Origin of the sequence: Pseudomonas nitroreducens (assembly GCF_010994165.1) — a bacterium.
GTDB classification, from domain to species: domain Bacteria; phylum Pseudomonadota; class Gammaproteobacteria; order Pseudomonadales; family Pseudomonadaceae; genus Pseudomonas; species Pseudomonas nitroreducens.
In genome coordinates this window covers 1,051,368-1,070,711 of the sequence record NZ_WMBX01000002.1, presented here as the reverse complement: position 1 = coordinate 1,070,711, position 19,344 = coordinate 1,051,368, and the positions used below count along the sequence as shown (strand labels likewise).

Below are 19,344 nucleotides of genomic sequence, written 5' to 3'. Positions count from 1 at the left end.
TCCTGCAGTCTGGCCTGGGACTTGGGTGCTTTTTGTAGGAGCGAGCTTGCTCGCGATCCCGCACGGCACGCCGCTACCCGGCATGCCCGCGTGGCGACTATCAGAGCTGCACGTACCGACTGGCGAGCACCATACGGCCCTGGTTGTCCTTGCGCAGCTCCAGCGGCAGGACCTTGGGCAGCGAATCCACCAGCGCCTGCAGGTCGTCCGTGCGGTAGATGCCGCCGATGCGCATGGCCGCGACCGTGGCGTCGTCGAGGAATACCGGCTGCTTGAGATAGCGATTGATCAGCGGGATGGCGGCCTGAAGCGTCAGATCGTCGATCACCAGCTTGCCTTCGGTCCAGGCGATGGCTCCGGCCGGGGCCACCTGGGCCAGTTCGATGCGCTCGCTGCCCTTCAGGTAGCGGGCCTGCATGCCGGGTGTGAGTTGCGCACTGTTGCCGTCGACGCTGTCGGGAGGGCTGACCACCACCGAGCCTTCGAGCAGGGTGACCAGCATCTGGCGGGAGTCGGTCCAGACGTTGAAGCGGGTGCCGGTGACTCGCACGCTGCCGTTGTCGGTCCACACCGAGAAGGGCTGCAGCGTGTCGTGGGCGACCTGGAAGTAGGCTTCGCCACCGCTTTTCAGCCAGGCGCTGCGGCGGTCGCGGAAGTTGGCGAAGACCAGTTGCGAATTGCTGTTGAGCTCAACGTTCGAGCCGTCGGCCAGTTCGACCATGCGCGGCGCGGGTTGCGCAGCGTAATAGCCGACCCGCGAGGGCAGCAGCCCGGCGGACCAGCCCGCCGACCAGACCGCGCCGATGGCGAGCAGCAGGCCAGCGGCCATGGCAGCAATGCGCCTGCCGTTGCGCGGACGACGCTGGCTGCGTGCGCGATGGGGTGCCGGGCTGACGACAAGGTTCGGCTGGATCTGCGGAGTGGGCGGCAGCAGTTCCGAGAGCTGCCAGATCTCCAGCATTGCCTGGTACTCCTCCTCGTGTCGCGGGTCGACTTCGAGCCACTGCGCAAAATCGGCGCGCTCGGCATCGCTGCACTCGGCATCGTGCAGACGCGCGCACCAGTGCGCGGCTTCGGCGCTGATGCGGTCATCGTCGAACGGGGCGGGGGAGCTGGTCATCAGGGATCTCGGTGAGGCCGTTTGCGGCCGATATCACACTTTCTTTTCGCGTTGATGCGAGTGATTATAAATAAGCCTGACTCGGACTGTCAGCAGGCGCCTGCAGCCTCGACTGTTTTTCATAGGATGCCCGACGGGGTGGAAAGCGCGTTCATCCGGTATTACAAGGAACTGGTCCTGTACCTCAATCGCAGCCTCGGCGACCGCCAGGCGGCTGCCGATGTGACGCAGGAGGCGTTCCTGCGCCTGCTCGACCGCAAGGGTGACGAGCATATCGAACAACCCCGCGCATTTCTCTATCGCACGGCGGTGAACCTCAGTATCGACCTGCACCGGCGCGGACGCGTGCGCCGCACCGAAGAGCTGGAAACCCTCGATCGCGAAGGCTGCCTCGACGAGCGCTGCCCGCAGGAAGAGGCCAGCCGGCAGCAGCAGTTGCAGTTGCTCCAGCGCGCCCTTGGCGAGCTGCCCGAAAACTGTCGCCGCGCGTTCCTGCTGCGCAAGGTCGAGGGCTGCAGCCATGTCGAGATCGCCGAAATCATGGGCATTTCCCGCGACATGGTGGAGAAGCACATCGTCAACGCGATGAAGCATTGCCGGCTGCGGCTCAGGGCCTGGGGCGGGCAGGGCTAGGTGCGGTTCGCCAGCCGCCCTCGCGCAGGAGCGGATTTCGTCCGCGATCGAATCACTGCCACTCCAATCGGTCAGGGAGCGGGGTCAGCACATCGCGGACGGAGTCCGCTCCTACGCTGATGCATTTACATGGAAGGACGAGCCAGCTCCGCCGGGATTTAGTCCCGCGCGGTCCGCGCGTGATTTCCTGCGCGTGATTGGTTGCCCGTCATTCTGAAATTTTCATGACTTAGTGAGAATCATTCTAAATTTCCCGAAGCCTGTCTCGTCTCTCCAGATAACGCGCTATCGACAGCGCAAATCATGGGCGACACGCAGGATCGAGTGCCGGCCGCCAAGCGGCGGGGCGCTCCTGGCAGGGCCGAGCAGTAGGCCACCGGTTCCCGCGCCGTCATGCCCCACGGCCATCGCGACACAGGACATTGGCACCATGACTCAGATGATCACCCCGACCTACGACGTGCTCGGCATCGGTTTCGGCCCCTCCAACCTGGCGCTGGCGATCGCCCTGCAGGAGCAGGCGCGACGCGAGGGCCGCCATTACCATGCTCTGTTCCTCGACAAGCAGGCCGACTACCGCTGGCACGGCAACACCCTGGTGGCGCAGAGCGAGCTGCAGATTTCCTTCCTCAAGGACCTGGTGACCCTGCGTAACCCCACCAGCCCGTACAGTTTCGTCAACTACCTGCATGCGATGGGGCGGCTGATCGACTTCACCAACCTGGGCACCTTCTACCCGTGCCGCATGGAGTACAACGACTACCTGCGCTGGGTCAGCGACCAGTTCGCCGAGCAGCGCGTCTGCGGCGAGACGGTCAGCCGCGTGGAGCCGGTGCAGGGCCCGGACGGCATCGAACTGGTCAAGGTGCTGTCCACCGATGCCCGCGGCCACGAGCGCTTCCGCCTGGCCCGCAGCGTGGTGGTGAGCACCGGCGGCACGCCGCGCTTCCCGTCCGCCTTCAACCACCTGCGTGACGATCCGCGCGTGTTCCACCACGCCCGTTACCTGGAGTGCATGGCCAGGCAGCGCTGCAACCAGAACGAGCCGATGCGCATCGCGGTGATCGGCGGCGGCCAGAGCGCGGCGGAAGCCTTCATCGACCTGAACGACAGCTTCCCCTCGGTGCAGGTCGACATGGTCCTGCGCGCGGCCGTGCTCAAACCGGCCGACGACAGCCCCTTCGTCAACGAAATCTTCGCCCCGCGCTACACCGACCTGGTGTTCAACGAGCCCAAGGCCGAGCGCGAGAAGCTGATCCAGGAATTCCACAACACCAACTACTCGGTGGTCGACCTGGACCTGATCGAGCGCATCTACGGCATCTTCTACCGCCAGAAGGTGGCGGGCGCGGATCGCCACGCCTTCCTTTGCCGCCGCAACGTCGAAGCCGCTAAGGCCGACGCCGATGGTATCGAGCTGACCCTGCGCGACAGCGCCACCGGCGCCGTGGAAACCCATCGCTACGACGCGGTGATCCTCGCCACCGGTTACGAGCGCAAATCGCACCGCGAGTTGCTTGCGCCGCTGCAGGATTACCTGGGCGATTTCGAGGTGGGCCGCGACTACCGCGTGCTGGCCGACGAGCGCCTGCACGCCGGTATCTACCTGCAGGGCTTCACCCAGGACAGCCACGGCCTGAGCGACACCTTGCTGTCGGTGCTGCCGATGCGCGCCGAGGAAATCGCCGCGTCGATGTTCGAGCACCTGCCGCCGCAGGAATCGGCACACAAGCCCTCGCGTCCGCTGGCGGCCGAAAGCGCCTGAAGCCAACGGCCCGGAGATTTCTTCCGGGCTGACTAAATTCCTGCCGACCCTGCTCGTCATACGGGCGGGGTCGTTGCATTCACGAAAGGTTATCCATCATGACGCCCACTTTTTCCCTACCGCTGCCCGATGGCCGCCAACTGTCCGCCGACCGCGGTACCACAGGCCTGACCTTGCTGCTCGGTGGCGAACCGCTGCTGACTGCGCAACGCGAGGGCGAGTGCTGGCAGCTCAACGGTGCCGTCACCCGCGATGCCCTCTGGGCGCTGGCCTATTGGAGCTTTGCCGGCGACGCGCAGTGTGAGCGCGTGCAGTTCGCTGTCGCCAACGTACCCGCCGCGGCCCTGGAGCAGGGCCTGGTGAGCCGCGATGAAGTCGGCGGGCACCTGCAGATCGAGCGTGCGGCCTTCTGGCAGCTGCCTGCTGCCTGGCACAGGGGCATCGCCAGTGCCGATTACCCGCAGGTCTATCGCATCAGCAGCGGCCGCCGTCATCCGCTGCGCGCGCCCAAGCCGCAGGGTGAGGTCTATCGCCGCTTCGATGCAAAGTTGGGGCAATGGATATCCTTGCGCACCCTGGACATCGCGCTGGACCTGGAGCGCTTCAACCGCTGGCAGAACAGCCCGCGCGTGCTGGAGTTCTGGCAGGAGGGCGGCACCCTCGAACAGCACCGTGCCTACCTGGAAAAAGCCGCTGCCGACCCGCACACCACCACCCTGATCGGCTGCATCGACGACGAGCCCTTCGCCTACTACGAAGCCTACTGGGCCAAGGAAGACCGCATCGCGCCGTTCTACGACGTGGGTGACTACGACCGCGGCATCCACATGCTGGTGGGCGAGGAATCCCATCGCGGGCCGCACAAGGTGGAAAGCTGGATGACCGCCCTGGTGCATTACCTGCTGCTGGACGACCCGCGCACCCAGCGCATCGTCGCCGAACCGCGCGCCGACAACGCGAAGATGATCGGCCACATGCAGCGCCTGGGCTTCTGGCGCGAGAAGGAATTCAACTTCCCGCACAAGCGCGCCGCGCTGATGGTGCAGAGCCGGGAAACCTTCTTCGAGCGGTGCGCCCTGTGCTGACAGCGCTGCTCTGCCGGATCGAGGGCCGCGCGACCGAGGGCTGCCGGTGATCGCAGCCTTGGCGCCGCTGTATTTCGGCGAGTTCGCCAGTTACCGCGAGGTGCTGGTGACTCGCGACGATCCTCGCCCTTCGATACCGGCCCGCACGCTGCTCGAACGCGAGAGGCTCGACAGCGTGCTGCGCCGCTTCGACCCGTCCCACGCCGATGGCGATCGCCGCGCCCTGGCCTCGCAGTGGTCGAAGTGGTACCTGGTGCGGATCATCCCGCCGGCCGTTGCCGCCGCGCTGGTGCTCGGCCGCACGCTGCCGCTGGACTTCGACGACGTGGAAGTGGTGCTGGATGCCCAGGGCATTCCCGAGGCTTTCAAATTGCCGGGGGAGGGTGGGCCGTTCGCGGCGCCGCCGGGCGATCCGTTCCAGCGCTTCGCCCATCTGCTGGAAGGTCACCTGCAACCCTTCGTGCAGCGCCTCGCCGCCGAGGTGCGCCTGTCGCCCAGGGTGCTGTGGAGCAATGCCGGGAATTACTTCGAGTGGTTCATCGGCGAGATGGGCAAGCTAGCGCCGCTGACTCCGATGCTGGGGCACGGTCGCGAGCTGCTGGAGACCGAGCGCCGGCCGGATGGCACGCGCAATCCGCTGTTCAAGCCGATCCAGTATGTCGAGGTATCCTGCGCGCAGCGCCCCGACGGGCTCTGGCGGCAGCGGCGGACCTGCTGCATTCGCTATCGGCTGGGGGAGATGGGCAATTGCGATAATTGCCCGTTGATCGACGAGCCGCCGGCGGAAACCAGCGATCTGTAATCGAACATCCCTGTCGCAGCCGCCCATGCCCGCGGCCGGCGTTTCCGCTCACCCGAGAATCACGCTGGCGCACGGACGCAGGATGGCGTGGAGCGTGGCGATACCCATCGATATCCACGCCCCCGCAGCATGGGTATCGCGGCAGATGCGCTCGCCGGGGAGGCTGGCAGGGGGCGGTTCGCCCCCAATAGGGGCTTAACGCAGATAACTGATCGGCGAGCCATCCACCGGATTGCTCAGCACCCCCATGGGAATGCCGTAGATGTCTTCCAGCGTGTCCCCGCGCATCAGTTCGGCGGGCGAGCCTTGTGCCAGCAGGCGGCCGCCATGCAGGGCGATCAGGTGGTCGCAGTAACGCGCCGCCATGTTGATGTCGTGCAGCACCACCAGCACGCCCAGGCCCAGCTCGCGGCTCAGTTCGTGGACGCGGGAGAGCACTTCGACCTGGTGGGCGATATCCAGCGCCGACGTCGGTTCGTCCAGCAGCAGGTAGCGGCTGTTCTGCGCCAGCAGCATGGCCAGCCAGACGCGTTGGCGTTCACCGCCGGAAAGCAGGTCCACCGGGCGGTCGGCGAAGGCCTGGGTGTCGGTCAGCTCCAGCGCGCGGTCGATCTGCTTGCGGTCTTCGCCGGTCACGCGGCCCAGCGCGCCATGCCACGGGTACCGGCCGAAGGCGACCAGTTCGCGCACGGTCAGGCCGTCGGTCTGCGGCAGCTGTTGCGGCAGGTAGGCGACCTGCCGCGCGAAGTCGCGGTTGCCCCAGTCCTGCAGCGGCTTGCCGTCCAGGCGGATGCTGCCGCTGCTGGCCTGCTGCTGGCGGGCCAGCAGCTTGAGCAGCGTGGACTTGCCCGAACCGTTGTGGCCGATCAGGCCGATCATGTTGCCGTCGGCCAGTTGCAGGCTCAGCGGTTGCAGAAGGGTGCGACCGGGGACGCTGAAACTGACATTTTCCAGTTCGAACATGGGGTCATCCATCAGGGCGGCAAGGCCGGAAAAAGCGGGAGCCCGACTCTAATCCAATCGCTAATGGTTATCAATTTTCCAAGACCTTGCGGAACCGCCCGATCACTTGCCTGTCACTGTCCCAAAGCGCTTATGATTCAACGCTGTAATTGATCTGGTAGGACCCATGGAGTCTGCTGTCGAACGCTACAAACGCCTGCTCGCCGAGGCCCTGGCGCGTTATTTCCCCCGCACCACCGAATACCTGCGCGCCGAACGCGAAGCGGCGCAGCCGCAGCCCCGTGGACGTGGCAAGACCAAGGGCAAAGCCAAGGCACCTGCCAAGCGCGCGGCGAAAACCAAGAAGGATGGCGAGGGGCCCGCGCCCAGGCGCCCGCGAACTCCGGCCGCAGCCGGTATCTACGGCACCGCCAAGGTGCCCGATGAACAGCTCGCCCTGGACATGCGCCAGCGAGTGGCCCAGGCCGCCGCCCACGGCGTGATCAGCCAGCCTTCGGACGAACAGTGGGCGATGATCCTCGCGCCCGAACCGCTGACCCGCATCTTCGCCGGCGCCGGTTCCGGCAAGTCGACGACGCTGGTCCTGCGCGTCGTCTACATGCTGTGCCACCTGGGCATCGAGGCCGAGCGAGTGACGGTGATTTCCTTCACCAACGCCTCCTGCGCCCAACTGCGCGAGCAACTGGTGAACGTGCTCGGCTACTGGGGCCATCCCTTCGACGCTGCCCAGGCGCGTCAGTGTGTGCGTACCTTCCATTCGGCCATGGGCACGCTGGCGAAAGTCGCGCTGAAGAATCCTCGCTGGTTCGAGCAACTGGACGAGCGCACTCCAGCAGACGAACTGGACAACCCCTTGCTGGCGGGACGCCTGCGCCCGGCGCAACAGCGGCTGCTCAAGCAGGTCTACCAGCAGTGCTATGCCGACCAGCACGAATTCCGTGTCCTGGCGCATCAGTTGCTGGAACTGCCGCCACCGCCTGAAGCCGGCGAGGACGGCAAGCCGCCGCGCATCGGCAAGGCGCCATTGGATGCCTTCAAGTTATCTGGAGAGTTCACCGCGCTGCCACTGTTCGAAGCCTTCTATGCCCAGGCCGGGTTCATCGAGAGCATCGGCCTGCGCATCGCCCAGCTGCAGCCGAAGAAGCTCGGCTGTCCAGAGCGCGAACGGCAGTTCGTCGAGGCGCTACAACGGTTCTGGGTGGCCTTCGAAAACGCGCTGCAGGAACAGGGCCTGCTGACCTTCAACCTGGCCTTCCAGCGCCTCACCGACCAGCTCGGCGACGGCAAGCTGCCGGCCGCAGCCCTGGCGCCGTTCCAACACCTGCTGATCGACGAGTTCCAGGACGTCTCGCCGCAGATCGTGCAGTGGCTGCAGGCTCTGCATCGCGACCTCGCCAAGCGCGGCGAAGCCGTCAGCCTGATGGCCATCGGTGACGACTGGCAGTCCATCTACGCCTGGCGTGGCAGCTCGCCGGAGCTGTTCATGGACTTCGATCGCCACTTCCCCAGCAAGGGCCGGCGCAAGAGCCGCGTGCTGCTACTGGAAACCAACTACCGCAGCATCGACCCGGTGATCCGCGACGGCGAGCGGGTGCTGGTGGGCGTGGCCAACAAGCAGGCCAAGACCTGCCGCGCGTTCAAGTCGGCGGAGGCGGGTGATCATGGGGTGAAGCTGGTGCAGCGCTTCGATGCGCGCAGCAGCTTGCCAATCCTGCTGGAGGAGATCCGCAAGCAGTGCGAGCACGTTGCCGCACGAGGATCGCGGGAGAAGACCGCCGTGCTGCTGCTCAGCCGGCGCAATGAAACCCTGCAAACGATCCTCGGCGAGCTGGACCGCAAGCTGCCGGTGAAGGGCATGACCATCCACCGTGCCAAGGGCCTGCAGGCGGAAGTGGCGATCATCGTCGACGACTGCGCCCCGCCGGAGAAGCACCCACTGCGCAGCGCGTTGTATGCGGCTTCGGGTTTCTTCGCCAGCAGCTATGACCAGTCCCAGCAGGACGAGCAACTGCGCCTGGCCTACGTGGCGATCACCCGCGGCGTGAGCCGGGTGTTCTGGTTCACCCGCAAGGCGCAGGGACCGACGGCGATCCTGGCCATGCGGCGCAATGTAGAAGCGGCGCCCGCCTGAAGATCAATCGTCGCGGGTAAGGACTTCCAGCAGTTCGATCTCGAACAGCAGGTTGGCGTTGGGCTGGATGTGCGCGCCGACCTGCCGCTCGCCGTAGGCCAGGTGCGCCGGGACGAAGAGCTTGCGCTTGCCGCCGACCTTCATGCCCATCAGGCCCTGGTCCCAGCCCTTGATCACCCGGCCGGTGCCGATCACGCACTGGAAGGGGCGGCCCTTGTCGTAGGACGAATCGAAGACGGTGCCATCTTCCAGGGTGCCCTTGTACTGGGTGGTGATCAGGGCGCCCTTGACCACAGCCTTGCCGTCACCGACGACGATATCTTCGATCTGCAGTTCGTTGCTCATGGCGTTCTCCAGTGATGCGGTGCGGCGTCAGCGCCGCGAGGGCGAGCGTTTTCGCAGGAAAATCCGGCCTTGGCAAGCGGACCGCCAGGATCAGCCGCTGGCCATTTCCCCGAGAATCCATTCGCGGAAGGCTTTGACGCGCGGGTCGTCCGTGCTCGCCTGCGGATACACCAGGTTGTAGGCGTAATCCTCAGCGACGCGCACGCCCAGCTCGAACGGTTGCACCAGCAGGCCCTGCTCCAGTTCGCGGGCAACCATGGCCTGATCGGCCAGCCCGACCGCGCCGCCTTCCAGCACGGCCTGCACCACGTGGCTGGTGTCCTCGAAGGTCACGCAGTTGCCGGCGTCGAAGTCTTCCACGCCGGCTGCCGCCATCCAGCGCGACCAGTCCGGCCAGGCGGCGCCTTCGGTCTCGCACACCACATGGCACAGGGTATGGGCCTGCAGGTCGCGCGGCTCGCGCAAGGGTGGGCCTTCGCTGAGCAGGCTCGGGCAGCACACCGGCACTATCTGGGTATCGAACAGGCGCTCCGCGACCAGGCCGGGGTAGTGTCCGCTGCCGAAGCGGATGGCCAGATCGATGTCGTCGACGGCGAAATCCCGCAACTCGTCGCTGACGTCGAAACTGAGCTTCAACCCCGGATGCAGTGCGCGGAATTTCGGCAGACGCGGCAGCAGCCAGTGCGTGGCGAACCGGGCTGTCAACGAGACCCGTAGTTGTTCCGACGTCCGCACCAGCCGTCGGGCACGCACGGTGGCGCGGTGCAGCAGACCGAGGGACTCGACTGCCGCTTCGAGCAGCAACGCGCCCGCCGGGGTCAGCTGGATGCTGCGACTGGTACGCACGAAGAGGCCGAGGCCGAGCTGGTCTTCCAGCTCCTTGATCTGGTGGCTGACCGCGGCCGGCGTCAGGCCGACTTCTTCCGCCGCGCGGGTGAAGTTGAGGTGACGGCCAGCCGCCTCGAAGGTGCGCAGGCTGCGGATACCGGGAAAGGGGCGACTCATCGATCTTCAAATCCTGCTTGATGATCCGTCGAGAAATACTCGTTTCTCCTGGCTTCGTCAAAGGCCGATAGTGATCTCACCTGATGTTTAATTTGAAGATAACCGAGCAGAGGAAGCCACGCCATGTCAGCCGCCATCCATCCCTACATCACCCAGCGCAATGCCCAGCCGGCCAGCGCCGACGACCTCGCGCCCCTGGCTTTCGCCGGCTATGCGCATTTCACCGCCATGCAGGTTCGTGGCGGCGGCATTCGCGGCCTGGACCTGCACCTGGAGCGCCTGCGCAACGCTTCGCAGCGGCTGTTCGGCCAGAGCCACTCCGATGAGGAGATTCGTGCCGCCTTGCGTACCGCACTGGAGCAGGCGCCAGCAGACGTATCCCTGATGGCGACGGTCTACTCGCCCGCCGGGGAGTTCACCGTTGCCGGCCCTGAGCATCGCCCCGAGCTGCTGGTGCGCACCGCGCCGCCTTCGGATGGCCCGCAGGGACCGCTGGCGCTCGCTATTGCCGGGCACGAACGGGTGCTGCCGGAGATCAAGCACGTTGGCGAGATCGCCAAGACCTGGTATCTGCGCGAAGCGGTGGTCGCCGGCTTCGACGATGCGGTGTTCACCGACCATCGCGGGCGCTTCAGCGAAGCGACCATCTGGAATCTGGCGTTCTGGGACGGTGAAACCGTGGTCTGGCCGCGGGCGAAAATGCTTACCGGCACCACCATGGGCATTCTCCAGCGGCAACTGGAACGGCAGGGCGTGCGCCAGGTCACCCGCGCCATCGACCAGCAGGACCTGCCGCGCCTGACCGGTGCCGTGGTGATGAACTCCTGGACGCCGGCGGTACCGGTGAGCCGCATCGGTGATGTTGAGATCCCGCCGGCGCCGGAGTTCGTCGAGTTGCTGCGCAGCGCCTTCGAGGCCGAGCCGCGTGTTCAGCCATGAGGACTGGGCGGTTCGCGAACCGGGACTCAATCCAGATGCGCTGCGAAACCGGTTGCGCCTGGGTTGAGCTCTTCCCTCAGGGTCAGTGCGGGAATCGCGTAATCGCCGCCATTCTGCCGGCGGAAGGGGATGGGAGTGGTGGTCTGGAGCGTGTCCAGGCGCTCGCCGAGCTCCTGTTCGATCTGTCTGTAGCGCTCGCCATCCACCCGGCTGGTGCGGTAGACCAGGTACGGCGGCAGCACGTCGAAGCCGGGGTAGTACAGCATGCCGTGGTGGATCGGGAAGAGCAGGTCGTCGATCGGGCCGTTGATGCCGCGCGGGCTGTAGTGCGACTCCCAGCCACCGGTAGTGACCACCAGCATGGCGCGTTTGCCGGCGAGGTTGCCTTCGCCATAGCGGTCGCCCCAGCGGGCGTCGGAGTGCTCGCCGACGCCGTAGGCGAAGCCATAGGCGTATACCCGCTCGAACCAGCCCTTGAGGATTGCCGGCATGCTGAACCACCAGAGCGGGAACTGCAGGATCACGGTGTCGGCCCAGCGCAGCTTTTCCTGTTCGGCGGCGATATCGATGCTCTGCCGGCCAGCGGCGTAGGCGCGCTTGGAGTCCAGCGAGGGGTCGAAACGCGCTTCGGGATCGCGGTCGAGGTTGTCGCAAGCGTCGAGCGGGGCCTTCCAGTTCATCGCATACAGGTCCGAGACCTGCACGGCATGGCCGGCCGCCTGCAGGTGGCGCACGGCGAAGTCCTTCAGTGAGCCATTGAGCGAACGTGGTTCGGGGTGGGCGTAGACGATCAGTACGTTCATGAATGCCTTCCTGTGAGTCATCCGGTGAGAGGGGATGGGCGCAGGATGCGGATTGCCGGGGTATAGTTGAAATGAATATCCGAAATCCCAGGTATATCAATGAATAATCTGCGCAGGCTCGATCTGAATCTGCTGGTGACCCTCGACGTGCTGCTGCGCGAGCACAACGTCACACGCGCCGCCGAGCAGCTGAATTTTTCCCAGCCCTCGGTCAGCGTGCACCTGGCCAAGCTACGCGACATCTTCGACGACCCGCTGCTCCTGCCCGGCCCCCGCGGCATGCGCCCGACAGCGCGGGCAGAATCCCTGCGCGAGCCCCTGCGCATTGCCCTGGAGGCCCTGGAGCAGGCGGTGGCGCCATCAGCACCCTTTGATCCGGCCCTGGCGGACAACACCTGGCGCATCGCCGCGACGGACTACGGCGAATCCACCATCCTGTTGCCGGCCCTGAGCGCCATTCGCGGCAGCGCACCAGGCACTCGCCTGGCCCTGCTGGAGCTGTCGCCACCGCGCATCGCCCGGCAGGCAGAGCAGGGCGAGATCGACCTGGCGTTCCACACTACCGAGGGTAGCCCGCCGAACATGCGCCGGCGCACGTTGTTCAGCGAGCGCTACGTGCTGGCCGGGCGTGCCGGGCACCCGAGGTTGAAGCGCAAACCGAGCCTGGCGCAGTTCTGCCAGCTGGAGCATGTGATGGTGTCGCCCGATGGCGGCGGCTTCAGCGGCGTGACCGACGAAGTGCTGGCGGCGGTCGGCCTGAGCCGGCGCGTGGCCTTGTCGGTGCCGCATTTCCTCTTCGTCATCTCTGCGCTGGCCAGCAGCGACCTGGTGGCCATGGTGCCGGCGCGGCTGGTGCGCAATAACCCGGCGCTGCGCGTGGTGGAAGCGCCGGTGGAGGTGCCAGGATACGAGATGTCGATGCTCTGGGACGAACGCTCGCACCGCGACCCGGCACACCGGTGGTTGCGGGAGCAGATTGCGGCAGCGCTGTAGCATGCCATGGCCATGGCACGCTCCTGTTGAATTATGGCACGGCTTGGCCTCCTTGTGCAGTTGGTTGAAGAGGAAGTCCGACCTGAACGGCAGCGCTGTCACAAGGAATGACGTTGAAATCGACGACATGGTTGAAAACACGCCAATCGCCGTCATTGAGCGAGCGAACGGATACTGCCTCCTGATGACAGCCTCCCGAGAATCTCGTTCTGTATGTCACAACGCGATAGGCCCCTTCTGGGAAACCGGGTGGGTTGAAGTAGGCGTTGGTTCCCATCGGGGGTGATCTCGAAATGAGGCTTCCCAAAGAGGCCCGGCCATTCTGATAGGCGCTCCGGTAAAGCTGTTTATCGGACGCTACGGTTTCCTTCGCGCCGTCATCCAGGCTATCCCAGGCGGCATCCAACTGGTTGTCGTCAATTTTTTTCAGATATTCGGCAATAGCAAGAGTCGAATCTTTGGAGGAAATGATCTTCTTAGCCTGATCGATGATGTTCGGTTGGTTAGCCATGATCAGTACAAATACGGCTAATGCCCCGCCGGATTTTATATAGGGCGTCGTTATGTTGAGTATTCCTGGGATGACAGCGGCAAATCCCGCGCCAGCAAGCGCCATCAGAATCACGATAACCCAACGTGCCGTTCCATTGAGGTCTTTAACAAATACCACGAGGCCTAGAATGACGAGCAGAAAAATGACGCCAAAAATAAATGCCAGAAGCTTTTCAATGCTGATGTTTCCGACAATCCTTGATCTGGCCATTTGACATAGTCCTTTGCGCTGCTTTTCTGTTGAAAGGTCTTGAAGTCAATTCCTCATCAACATAGTTTTCGGAGGCCAAGGATGCAAACAACAGCGCGGTTGCTTGCCGGAGCGTGGCTCAGCGCAGCCTTGTTATCGACTTCAGCGCAAGCTTGTCAGGCGATGCATGGATTCAGCGGAGCTGTGGTTCCTGTACAACAAATGCCTGGACCCAGTGCGTTTTGGGCGCATGCGGCCTGGATGCCCAATGGCTGGCCGACCATCACCTATGGGCCGACATATTACAGTCTCCCGCCGATAATGCAGCGCTTTACCTACTTCCATGAGTGTGCACATCTGGTACTGCAGACTTCTAACGAATTCGTTGCCAACTGCCGCGCGCTACAACTGATGCAGGCTCAAGGGCTGACTTCGCAGGAAGAGAATTTCATAGCCAATTTTCACGCGAATGTCGGCCCTCTGTCTCCGCAGTACGGAGGTTCTGGGGCTGCATTCTGGGCCAATACACTAAATGTCTGCGCTAATGGAATAAACGGGACAGAAGTCGGAAACTATTAATCAGAGAAAACTTGATGATGTAATAACGAGAAGAACGGCGCTATTTCGATGAAAACAGCAGCCCACCCCTGTTTTTCCCGAAATACCCCGATGCTTGTCTCGGGATCGGGGTACCATCATTGAAGTCGCTGCAAATTCAGTCAATGAATCTCAACTTCAATAAATATTTCAGCGATGCCCCCAAGGTTTCACCATGACTCAGGCCATAAAAGGCATGGAACTGCGCCTGTACGCCCGGTACCTTGCCCAGTTCCTCCACCAGGCCCTGCGCTGCGCGGGGCGGGCTGGGCTTGACGTTGTCACGCGGGCGGGAGGGTTCTCCGGTGCCGCGCATCAGCAGCAGCTGCGCAGAATGCCCGGCCATGCGTTGGGCAAAGCCTTCCTGCTCCTGGAGGATGGCGCGATCACCCCACCACAGCGAAGGACTGGCCGGTGCGTAGAAGCTGAACTGCTGCGGGCGCGTGAGCAGCGCGTGGAGTGTCAGCAGGCCGCCGTAGGAGTGGCCCCAGAGCGTCTGCTGCGAACGGTCGATGGGCGCCTGGGCGGCCACCGACGGGAGCATGCGGTCGCGCATCAGGTCGAGAAAGGCATCGGCGCCGCCGCTGGGGTCGCCGGTGAGCGGGTCCTTCTGCTCGGCCAGTTGCGGGCGCGGCGGGGTGTAGTCGCGGGTGCGGCCGGCGCGGTCAATGCGCAGGGGCGTCTGGTAACCCACGGCAACCAGCAATGGCGCCTTGCCGTTGTTCAGGTCGTTGAGCAGCTTTTCGTCCAGTGCGCCGACGGCGGCGTTGCCATCGAGCATCCACACCACTGGATAACCAGCGGCCGGAGCAGGGTGGTTCGGCCGGGCAATCCACAGCTGGTAGTGACGCTGGCCATCGGCGGAATCGAGCTTCAGCTCGCTGAAGCGGTAGGCCAGGTCGCTGCGTTGCAGCAGGGTCGTGTCCATTTTCTGGTCGGGGGCAGGCGCGGCGTGCGCTGCCAGCCCCGGCACGGCGAATGCCAGTGCCAGGGCCAGGAGGCGAAATCTCATCAGGCTTTTCTCTAATCAAAACGACGCGGTGAGGCTGGTGTACAGCGTGCGGCCCGGTTCGTTGTAGGTGGCCGCGCCGGCGCCCTCGATGCCATTCACGCCCTGGGCGTTGCCCTCGCGGAACAGGCGCTTGTCGAACACGTTGTCCACCCCGGCGGTGAAGCTCAGGTTCTTGGTGAACACGTAGGTGCCGCTCAGCCCGGCGATGGCGTAGGGCGAGAGCTGGTTGTTGGCGCTGCCGGTGACGCGGTCGCCGTGGTAGTCGTACTTCTTCGGCTTCTGCTTGCCGTACCAGGCGACGCTGGCTTGCAGCGACAGGGCGTCGGTGGCTTGCCAGTCGAGCATGGAGTTCAGGGTGTACTTCGGCGTCACCGAGAGCACGTCACCGGTTTCCTTGTTCTTCGATTGCAGCATGTAGGTGAAGTTGTTGCTCCACTTCAGCTGCTCCATCAGCGGGATGGTCAGGGTGCCTTCCAGGCCCTCGATCAGCGCCTTGGGCACGTTTTCCCACTGGTAGATCGCCGCGTTGGCGTAGCTGCCGGTGCCGCCGCTGGCCTGATCGATGGGCGACAGGCCCGACTCGATCTTGTTCTTGTAGTCGTTGCGGAAGTAGGTCAGGCCGGCGATCAGGCCGTCCTGGTTGAACTCGATGCCCAGCTCCTTGTTGACGCTGGTTTCCGCCTTGAGGTCCTCGTTGCCCTGCAGGTAGCAGCTGGTGCTCTGGCCGTAGCAGCCCTGGCCGCGGCTGTAGAGCAGGTAGTCGGAGTTGAGCTGGTACAGGTTCGGCGCCTTGTAGGCGCGGGCGATACCGGCCTTCAGGGTGACGCTGTCGGTGAGCGCGTGGGACAGGTTCAGCGACGGGCTGAAGTTGTCGCCGACGATGTTGTGGTGGTCCCAGCGCAGGCCCGGAGTCAGCATGGTGCCGGGCAACAGTTCGATGTTGTCCTCGGCGAACAGCGAGAAGATCTGTGCCTGCGAGGTGGTGTCACGGTTGCTGCTGGCCAGGCCCGGCACCGAGCCGCCTTCGCTGGTGGTCTGGGTGTTGGCGCTGGGGTCGTCGAGCTTCTGCTGCACCCATTCGCTGCCCAGGGTCAGGGTCTGGTCGCGCCAGGCGTGCAGCGGCAGGTTCACTTCGCCGTGAGCGGTGAGGTCGCGCAGGGTGGCGGTGTAGAAATCGGTGTTGCTGAAGATACCCTCGGTGCCGCCGGCCAGGCCTTCGTTGATGCGGCTGTTGCGGGTCTTCTCGTACTGCAGGTAGGCCATGGAGCTGCCGAAGTCCCACTCGCCGCGATGGGTGATCGAGTAGTTCTCGCGGTACATGCGGTTGGTCTCGTGACCGAGCATGGACTTCACGTTGGCGTTGCTGTTGGTGTTCTGGGTATCGCCGGTGTAGATGTTGCCCTGGCGGCTGAAGCCGGCCTCGAAGTCGAGGGTCTGCTCGGGCGTCAGGTGCCAGCTGAGCAGGCCGTTGACGTCCTTGTTGCGCACGCCTTCGCGGCCGGCCGGCAGGGTGCCGGCCTGGTTGCCGGTGCGGTTGGATTCGTGGCCGGCATTGATGTCCCAGTCGTCCGAGTCGGTCTTGGCGACGTTGCCGTAGACGCGGTAGCTCAGGGTGTCGGTCAGCGGGCCGTTGAGGCCGAAGGTCATGCGCTGGGTGGCGCCTTCGTCCTTGTGCTGCGGGAAATTGCTGTAGACGGTGACGTCGCCGTGGGTTTCCTTGCCGGCCTGCTTGGTGATGATGTTCACCACGCCGCCCGCCGCGCCATTGCCGTAGCGCGCTGCCGCCGGGCCGCGCAGCACTTCGATGCGCTCCACCTGGTCGGCCGGCACCCAGTTGGTGTCACCGCGAGAGTCGCGCTCGCCGCGCCAGCCGTAGCGCACGGCATTGCGGCTGGCGACTGGCTTGCCGTCTACCAGGATCAGGGTGTTCTCCGGGCCCATGCCGCGGATGTCGATCTGGCGGTTGTTGCCGCGCTGGCCGCTGGTGGAGTTGCCGGTCAGGTTGACGCCCGGCATGGTGCGGATGATCTGCGACAGGTCGCTGGCCGGCGGGCGCTTCTTGATGTCCTCGGCGGTGATGATCGACACGCCCGGCATCTGCTTGGCTTCCTCCGCGGCGGTGGCGACGATGGTTTCGCTGTCGAACTCGACGACATCGGAATCGGCGCTGGCGGCCTGTACGGCGAAGGACAGCAGGCAGCTGGAAAGCAGCAGGAAGGGCGGAAGGAACTGCATCGGACGAGACGACATCGGTGATCTCCAGAGGAGGACGATTACTGAGAGATCACAAATGATAATGACTGCTATTTGCCAGTAAAGCGCATTAACTTTCTAAACACTTGCGATGGACTGTTGGCTCGGCGCTGCGGGCAGCAGCAGGTGCAGGCAGAGCCCGGCCTGGCCATTCTTCGCGCCGTTTTCGGCCCACAGGCGGCCGTCCGCTAGCTCGATACCGCGCCGGGCGATGGCCAGGCCAAGGCCGAAACCGCTGGACTCGGACGGCTGTAGCCGCTGGTAGGGCTGGAAGATGCGCTCAAGGTCAGGTTCGGCGACGCCGGGGCCATCGTCGCTGACACATAGATGCCAGAAACCGCCTTCGCGCCAGCCGTCCAGACGCACCTTGCCGTTGCGCGGGGAGTGGCGGATACCGTTGCGCAGCAGGTTCTCGATGGCCTGGGCGAAGCTGTCCAGGTGCACCTGCACCCTGCAGTCGGTGCCCAGCGAGCAGGGCAGGCGTTCGACTTCCCAGCCACTTTCGAAGCAGGCGTCTTCGCGCAGCGCCTCCCACACCGACAGCACCAGCACCGGCTCTCGTTCGAGCTGCGGGCGCTCGGTATCCATCCACGCCAGGTCGAGTGTGTCTTCCAGCAGGCGCTGCATATCGTTGATCTCACGGTCCAGCCGCTCGCGCAGATGCTCCGCCGGCAGGTCACTGTCGTGGGCGATGCGCAGGCGCGCCAGCGGAGTGCGCAGCTCGTGGGACAGGGTGCGCAGCAGCAGTCGCTGCTGGGCAAGGCTGTGACGTAGCCGCTCGGCCATGTGATCGAAGGCCAGTGCCAGCTCGCCCAGTTCATCGCGGCGATTGGCCAGTGGCGTGCCGGGCATGTCGCTGTCCAGATCGTCGGCGCGCAGGGCGTCGGCACGAGCGCGCAGGCGATTGAGCGGCTGTACCAGGTGGCGGTAGATCAGCAGGCCGAGGAGGGCGGCCAGCAGGGTCGGCACCACGCCGTGGCTGAACAGGTGCGTCCAGGGCGTCAGGCCGCCAGGTAGCAGCCGCTCGGGCAGTTGCATGACCAGCCGGCCGCGTTCGGGATGCTTGGGAAACTCGATGCTGACGTAGGGCAGTTCATCCTGCAGACGTCGGCTCATCGGCCAGTCGAGCTTGCGCATGAACGTCAGGTGGCTGGATTCCGCCGCCGTCAGCGGCGTGGTGCCCAGGCTCTGCAGGTGGTCGCCGATCACCGCCACCCAGGTGTCTTCGGCGGCGGACAGCTCCCGGCGGAAGTGCTCGACACCGTCGGTGCCGTGCTGCTCGAGGACCATTTCCGCCTGCTCGGCATAGCGCGCGAGGTAGTCGCGATCGGCTTCGCCCAGGAAGTAGGTGCTGCGCTCCAGCGACAGGCCCCAGGTCCAGATCAGCCAGGTCAGCAGCAGGCAGAAGCCGACCTGCAGCGCGGCGATCTTCCATAGCAGGGGATGACGGCGCATCAATGGCGCTCCGCGTCCACCAGGATGTAGCCCTGGCCGCGCACCGCCTGGATCTGCACCTGCTGCGCGCCGATGGCGGCCAGCTTGCGGCGCAGGTTGCAGACGTGCACGTCCAGCCCGCGGTCGAGGCGCGTGTACGCGCGGTGCAGCACGCTCTGGTAGAGGAAACTCTTGCTCAGTGCCTCGCCGGCGTGGGCGTTCAGCGTGGCCAGCAGGCGATACTCGGAATGCGTCAGCCCTGCGTGCTCACCGTTGCGGGAAACGTCCTGCAGCTCATCGTCGAACTCCAGCGAACCCTGCGGGCGAGGCACCTCGCGGGCACGGTCCAGACTGACTCGGCGCAGCAGCGCATCGATGCGCGCGTCCAGTTCCGCCAGGCTGAACGGCTTGGGCAGGTAATCGTCGGCGCCGCGGGTGAAGCCGGTGATGCGATCCTGCTCCGCGCCCAGGGCGGACATCAGCATGACCGGTGTAGCGCGTTGGCTGCGCAGGGTGTCGAGCAAAGAAAGCCCATCGACGCCGGGCAGCATGATGTCCAGCACGACCAGGTCGAAGTCGTTCTGGTGAACGGCGACGAGGCCCTGGTCACCGTTGGCGCAGGTGGTGACGGCAAAACCGCGCTGACAGAAATGGCGTTCGAGGTCCAGGCGAAGACGGGAATCGTCCTCCACCAGCAGAAGCGAAGGGGACACGATAAACCT

Annotated in this window: 17 protein-coding genes; 7 read left to right on the top strand and 10 right to left on the bottom strand. The window is 64.8% G+C overall.

The features are described from left to right. Positions 1-100: 100 nt before the first annotated feature. Entirely contained in the window at positions 101-1,120 is a 1,020-nt protein-coding gene (locus GJV37_RS12700; RefSeq protein ID WP_170858755.1) for a FecR family protein, read from the bottom strand. Between the two features lie 126 nt (positions 1,121-1,246). Between GJV37_RS12700 and GJV37_RS12695 the strand changes: the two genes are divergently transcribed. From GJV37_RS12695 to fhuF, 4 genes are all read left to right on the top strand, one after another. Then, the gene (locus tag GJV37_RS12695) at positions 1,247-1,753 is read left to right on the top strand and encodes a sigma-70 family RNA polymerase sigma factor (RefSeq protein ID WP_170858754.1); all 507 of its coding nucleotides are present in this window, start codon (positions 1,247-1,249) and stop codon (positions 1,751-1,753) included. Between the two features lie 430 nt (positions 1,754-2,183). Further along, positions 2,184-3,518, top strand: coding sequence for a lysine N(6)-hydroxylase/L-ornithine N(5)-oxygenase family protein (locus tag GJV37_RS12690; protein WP_170858753.1), 1,335 nt, complete (start codon positions 2,184-2,186; stop codon positions 3,516-3,518). 98 nt (positions 3,519-3,616) lie between these two features. Then, complete coding sequence (locus GJV37_RS12685; RefSeq protein WP_170858752.1) at positions 3,617-4,603, top strand: GNAT family N-acetyltransferase; 987 nt, start codon at positions 3,617-3,619, stop codon at positions 4,601-4,603. 46 nt (positions 4,604-4,649) lie between these two features. Next, complete coding sequence (gene fhuF / locus GJV37_RS12680) at positions 4,650-5,405, top strand: siderophore-iron reductase FhuF (protein ID WP_170858751.1); 756 nt, start codon at positions 4,650-4,652, stop codon at positions 5,403-5,405. Positions 5,406-5,600: 195 nt separating this feature from the next. On the opposite strand, the gene GJV37_RS12675 is transcribed toward fhuF, so the two are convergent. Continuing rightward, the gene (locus GJV37_RS12675) at positions 5,601-6,368 is read right to left on the bottom strand and encodes an ATP-binding cassette domain-containing protein (RefSeq protein WP_024766478.1); all 768 of its coding nucleotides are present in this window, start codon (positions 6,366-6,368) and stop codon (positions 5,601-5,603) included. 166 nt (positions 6,369-6,534) lie between these two features. Between GJV37_RS12675 and GJV37_RS12670 the strand changes: the two genes are divergently transcribed. Continuing rightward, a complete protein-coding gene (locus GJV37_RS12670; RefSeq protein WP_193452610.1) occupies positions 6,535-8,499 on the top strand; it encodes a DEAD/DEAH box helicase in 1,965 nt (654 codons plus the stop codon). A 3-nt stretch (positions 8,500-8,502) separates the two neighbouring features. Here the strand turns inward: GJV37_RS12670 and GJV37_RS12665 are convergent, their stop codons facing one another. After that, entirely contained in the window at positions 8,503-8,844 is a 342-nt protein-coding gene (locus GJV37_RS12665; protein WP_065085256.1) for an FKBP-type peptidyl-prolyl cis-trans isomerase, read from the bottom strand. A gap of 90 nt (positions 8,845-8,934) precedes the next feature. Beyond that, a complete protein-coding gene (gene gcvA, locus GJV37_RS12660; RefSeq protein ID WP_065085257.1) occupies positions 8,935-9,849 on the bottom strand; it encodes a transcriptional regulator GcvA in 915 nt (304 codons plus the stop codon). A gap of 123 nt (positions 9,850-9,972) precedes the next feature. On the opposite strand from gcvA, the gene GJV37_RS12655 reads away from it, so the two are divergent. Then, positions 9,973-10,788 (top strand): aminotransferase class IV family protein, encoded by an 816-nt coding sequence (locus GJV37_RS12655; protein WP_193452609.1) that lies wholly within the window; start codon positions 9,973-9,975, stop codon positions 10,786-10,788. Between the two features lie 26 nt (positions 10,789-10,814). Here GJV37_RS12655 and GJV37_RS12650 read toward each other — a convergent pair whose 3' ends face one another. Then, positions 10,815-11,591, bottom strand: a complete 777-nt coding sequence (locus GJV37_RS12650; protein WP_193452608.1) for an NAD(P)H-dependent oxidoreductase — start codon at positions 11,589-11,591, stop codon at positions 10,815-10,817. Between the two features lie 99 nt (positions 11,592-11,690). Here GJV37_RS12650 and GJV37_RS12645 point away from each other — a divergent pair, with 99 nt between their 5' ends. Next, entirely contained in the window at positions 11,691-12,584 is an 894-nt protein-coding gene (locus tag GJV37_RS12645; protein WP_193452607.1) for a LysR family transcriptional regulator, read from the top strand. Positions 12,585-12,615: 31 nt separating this feature from the next. On the opposite strand, the gene GJV37_RS12640 is transcribed toward GJV37_RS12645, so the two are convergent. The 5 genes from GJV37_RS12640 to GJV37_RS12620 form a co-directional block, all read right to left on the bottom strand. Next, on the bottom strand, positions 12,616-13,347 hold the full coding sequence (locus GJV37_RS12640; protein ID WP_193452606.1) for a DUF4019 domain-containing protein: 732 nt from the start codon (positions 13,345-13,347) through the stop codon (positions 12,616-12,618). 694 nt (positions 13,348-14,041) lie between these two features. Then, the gene (locus tag GJV37_RS12635; RefSeq protein WP_193452605.1) at positions 14,042-14,935 is read right to left on the bottom strand and encodes an alpha/beta hydrolase; all 894 of its coding nucleotides are present in this window, start codon (positions 14,933-14,935) and stop codon (positions 14,042-14,044) included. Between the two features lie 15 nt (positions 14,936-14,950). Continuing rightward, entirely contained in the window at positions 14,951-17,185 is a 2,235-nt protein-coding gene (locus tag GJV37_RS12630) for a TonB-dependent siderophore receptor (protein WP_193452604.1), read from the bottom strand. A gap of 81 nt (positions 17,186-17,266) precedes the next feature. Next, positions 17,267-18,643, bottom strand: coding sequence for a HAMP domain-containing sensor histidine kinase (locus GJV37_RS12625; RefSeq protein WP_193452603.1), 1,377 nt, complete (start codon positions 18,641-18,643; stop codon positions 17,267-17,269). Next, positions 18,643-19,335 (bottom strand): response regulator transcription factor, encoded by a 693-nt coding sequence (locus tag GJV37_RS12620; protein WP_193452602.1) that lies wholly within the window; start codon positions 19,333-19,335, stop codon positions 18,643-18,645. Before GJV37_RS12620 ends, GJV37_RS12625 begins: the two co-directional genes overlap by 1 nt. Positions 19,336-19,344: the final 9 nt, after the last annotated feature.

Coding starts and splice junctions, on each gene's coding strand:
- GJV37_RS12695 (WP_170858754.1), top strand. CDS start 1,247: ATGCCCGACGGGGTGGAAAGCGCGTTCATCCGGTATTACAAGGAACTG.
- GJV37_RS12675 (WP_024766478.1), bottom strand. CDS start 6,368: ATGTTCGAACTGGAAAATGTCAGTTTCAGCGTCCCCGGTCGCACCCTT.
- GJV37_RS12670 (WP_193452610.1), top strand. CDS start 6,535: ATGGAGTCTGCTGTCGAACGCTACAAACGCCTGCTCGCCGAGGCCCTG.
- GJV37_RS12655 (WP_193452609.1), top strand. CDS start 9,973: ATGTCAGCCGCCATCCATCCCTACATCACCCAGCGCAATGCCCAGCCG.
- GJV37_RS12645 (WP_193452607.1), top strand. CDS start 11,691: ATGAATAATCTGCGCAGGCTCGATCTGAATCTGCTGGTGACCCTCGAC.
- GJV37_RS12665 (WP_065085256.1), bottom strand. CDS start 8,844: ATGAGCAACGAACTGCAGATCGAAGATATCGTCGTCGGTGACGGCAAG.
- gcvA (WP_065085257.1), bottom strand. CDS start 9,849: ATGAGTCGCCCCTTTCCCGGTATCCGCAGCCTGCGCACCTTCGAGGCG.
- GJV37_RS12685 (WP_170858752.1), top strand. CDS start 3,617: ATGACGCCCACTTTTTCCCTACCGCTGCCCGATGGCCGCCAACTGTCC.
- GJV37_RS12700 (WP_170858755.1), bottom strand. CDS start 1,120: ATGACCAGCTCCCCCGCCCCGTTCGACGATGACCGCATCAGCGCCGAA.
- GJV37_RS12650 (WP_193452608.1), bottom strand. CDS start 11,591: ATGAACGTACTGATCGTCTACGCCCACCCCGAACCACGTTCGCTCAAT.
- GJV37_RS12640 (WP_193452606.1), bottom strand. CDS start 13,347: ATGGCCAGATCAAGGATTGTCGGAAACATCAGCATTGAAAAGCTTCTG.
- GJV37_RS12635 (WP_193452605.1), bottom strand. CDS start 14,935: ATGAGATTTCGCCTCCTGGCCCTGGCACTGGCATTCGCCGTGCCGGGG.
- GJV37_RS12630 (WP_193452604.1), bottom strand. CDS start 17,185: ATGTCGTCTCGTCCGATGCAGTTCCTTCCGCCCTTCCTGCTGCTTTCC.
- GJV37_RS12625 (WP_193452603.1), bottom strand. CDS start 18,643: ATGCGCCGTCATCCCCTGCTATGGAAGATCGCCGCGCTGCAGGTCGGC.
- GJV37_RS12690 (WP_170858753.1), top strand. CDS start 2,184: ATGACTCAGATGATCACCCCGACCTACGACGTGCTCGGCATCGGTTTC.